Source organism: Micromonospora sp. NPDC049900 (genome assembly GCF_044461025.1).
Taxonomy (GTDB): Bacteria; Actinomycetota; Actinomycetes; order Mycobacteriales; family Micromonosporaceae; genus Micromonospora.
This window is the reverse complement of sequence record NZ_JBITKM010000014.1, coordinates 69,361-71,618: the sequence shown is the minus strand read 5'-3', so window position 1 is coordinate 71,618 and position 2,258 is coordinate 69,361. Positions and strand designations below refer to the sequence as shown.

The 2,258-nt window shown below is 71.9% G+C and carries 1 protein-coding gene; it reads right to left on the bottom strand.

Translation table 11 applies throughout. The annotated features are described in order from the left end of the window. Positions 1 to 130: 130 nt before the first annotated feature. Positions 131 to 2,074 (bottom strand): molecular chaperone HtpG, encoded by a 1,944-nt coding sequence (gene htpG / locus ACIBMZ_RS24735; protein WP_396697641.1) that lies wholly within the window; start codon positions 2,072 to 2,074, stop codon positions 131 to 133. Positions 2,075 to 2,258 lie beyond the last annotated feature (184 nt).

Genomic DNA, 2,258 nt, shown 5'->3' with positions numbered 1-2,258 from the left:
CCGCCCCCCCCCGCGGGGGCGCCCCACGCCGCCCCCCCCCCCCGCCGCCCCCGGGGGGGGGGGGCCCGCCCCCCCGGGGGGGGGGGCCCCCCCGCGGGGGGGGGGGGCCCCCCCCCGCTCCGGTGACCGGTTACAGCGTGCGGGCGAGACGGTCGGCGAGGATCCGGGCGAACCGGGACGGGTCCGCCAGGTCGCCGCCCTCGGCGAGCAGGGCCGTGCCGTACAGCAGCTCGGCGGTCTCGGCCAGGGCCGTCTCGGCGTCGCCCTGCTCGTGGGCCTTGCGCAGGCCGGTGACGAGCGGATGGCCCGGGTTCAGCTCCAGGATGCGCTTGACCTTGGGCACCTCGTGGCCCATCGCCCGGTACATCTTCTCCAGCGTCGGGGTCAGATCCTGGGCGTCACCGACCACGCAGGCCGGTGAGGTGGTCAGCCGCGAGGAGAGGCGGACCTCCTTCACCGACTCGGCCAGCACCCCGCCCATCCAGTCGAGCAGGGCGGCGTACTCGGTGCGCTGCCGCTCCCGCTCGGCCTCGGCCTCGGTGCGCTCATCCTCGGTGTCCAGGTCGACCTGGCCCTTGGCGACCGAGCGCAGCGTCCTGCCGTCGTAGCTGCCGACCCGCTCCACCCAGACCTCGTCGACCGGGTCGGTGAGCAGCAGCACCTCGTAGCCCTTGGCCCGGAACGCCTCCATGTGCGGGGAGTTCTCGATGGTGGCCCGGTGCTCGCCGGTGGCGTAGTAGATGTCGGTCTGGCCGTCCTTCATCCGGCTGACGTAGCCGGCCAGGTCGGTCTGCTCCGCCGGATCGTTCGTGGACGCGACCGAGAGGATCTCCAGCAGGGTGTCCCGGTTGTCGGTGTCGTCGACCAGCCCCTCCTTCACCGCCGCGCCGAACTCGGTCCAGAAGGTGTGGTACCGCTCGGGCTGCCCGGTCTTGAGGTCCTTGACGGTGGACAGCACCTTCTTGACCAGGCGGCGGCGCACCGCGCGGATCTGGCGGTCCTGCTGGAGGATCTCCCGGGAGATGTTCAGGCTCAGGTCGTGCGCGTCCACCACGCCCTTGACGAAGCGCAGGTAGTTGGGCATCAGCGCGTCGCAGTCGTCCATGATGAACACGCGCTTGACATAGAGCTGCACGCCCCGACGGCCCTGCGCGGCGAAGAGGTCCAGCGGCGCGTGTGACGGGATGAACAACAGCGCGTCGTACTCGAAGGTGCCCTCGCCCCGCATGTGGATGGTTTCGAGGGGGTCCGCCCAGTCGTGACCGATGTGCTTGTAGAACTCGTGGTACTCGGCCGGCTCGACCTCGGTGCGCGGTCGGGCCCACAGCGCCTTCATCGAGTTCAGCGTGACCGTCTCGGTGGTGGCGGGGGCGTCGTCCGCGCCGGGCCGCTCGACGGTCATCCGGATCGGGTGGGCGATGAAGTCGGAGTACCGCTTGACGATCTCGCGGACGGTCCACTCGGCGGTGTAGTCGTGCAGGTTGTCGTCGGTGTCGACGGGCTTGAGGTGCAGCGTCACCGTGGTGCCCTGGGGCGCGTCGTCGAGCGCCGCGACGGTGTACGTGCCACCGCCGTCGGACTCCCAGCGGGTGCCGCCGCTCTCGCCGGCCCGCCGGGTCACCAGCTCGACCTTCTCCGCCACCATGAAGGCGGCGTAGAAGCCCACGCCGAACTGGCCGATCAGGTCCTGCGACGCCCCGGCGTCCTTGCTCTCGCGCAACTGGCGCAGCAACTCGGCGGTGCCGGACTTGGCGATCGTCCCGATGACGGAGACGACCTCGTCACGGGTCATGCCGATGCCGTTGTCCCGGACGGTGAGGGTGCGGGCGTCCCGGTCGACGTCGAGGGCGATGTGCAGGTCGCCGGTGTCGACGTCGAGGTCCTTGTCGACCATCGACGCCAGGCGCAGCTTGTCCAGCGCGTCCGAGGCGTTGGAGATCAACTCGCGCAGGAAGACGTCCTTGTTCGAGTAGATCGAGTGGACCATCAACTGGAGCAGTTGACGCGCCTCGGCCTGGAACTCCAAGGTCTCGGTCCGGTCGTTCACGCCGTGTCCTCTCTCGGTCGTACGCATGACGGGTCGCACAAAGGATACGAGCCGTCATGACGTACGCGCGTCCGGTGGCCACCCGAACCGCCGGACGCCGTGGGGGGGGCCCCCCCCCGGGGGGCCCCCCGGGGGGGGGGGCGGGGGCGGGGGGGGGGGGCGGGGGCGGCGCCCCGCCCCCCCCCCCCACACCCCCGCCCGCCCCCCCCCC